This window comes from Pseudoalteromonas phenolica (assembly GCF_005886345.1).
GTDB classification, from domain to species: domain Bacteria; phylum Pseudomonadota; class Gammaproteobacteria; order Enterobacterales; family Alteromonadaceae; genus Pseudoalteromonas; species Pseudoalteromonas phenolica_A.
This window is the reverse complement of sequence record NZ_PNEC01000117.1, coordinates 1-441: the sequence shown is the minus strand read 5'-3', so window position 1 is coordinate 441 and position 441 is coordinate 1. Positions and strand designations below refer to the sequence as shown.

Genomic DNA, 441 nt, shown 5'->3' with positions numbered 1-441 from the left:
TCTGTTAGTATAATCAAAAAATATTCGGAACATATTGCGTATTGGGTAAGCGAAGCCGATAATGGGCAAGCTCATGCCATTAACAAGGGTCTTGCGGTTGCCAAAGGGAAATGGATCAACTATTTGAATTCAGATGATTGTTTTTTAAAAGATGCTTTTAAATATCTTTTTACTGAAATAGATTACGAGAAGTATGACTTTTTATATGGTAATGGATATAATGGAAGTAGTATTGAAGTATCTAAAGAAAATAGGCATCCCCCTGCTTTTAAAAAAAAATTAAGACATATTTTAAGATTTTTTTATAATGAAAAATATATAATACCCTCGCAATCAGTTTTTATTCGAAAATCTGTTATTGATGCAATTGGATGTTTAGACGAAAGCTTACATTATTGTATGGATCTAGATTGGTATTGTAGAGTTTATCTCCACTCGGCA

Annotated in this window: 1 protein-coding gene; it reads left to right on the top strand. The window is 30.8% G+C overall.

Annotation, left to right across the window (positions count from 1 at the left end):
* Positions 1–441, top strand: a 441-nt coding sequence (locus CWB72_RS20290) for a glycosyltransferase (protein ID WP_138635232.1), incomplete at both ends; no start/stop codon positions are given.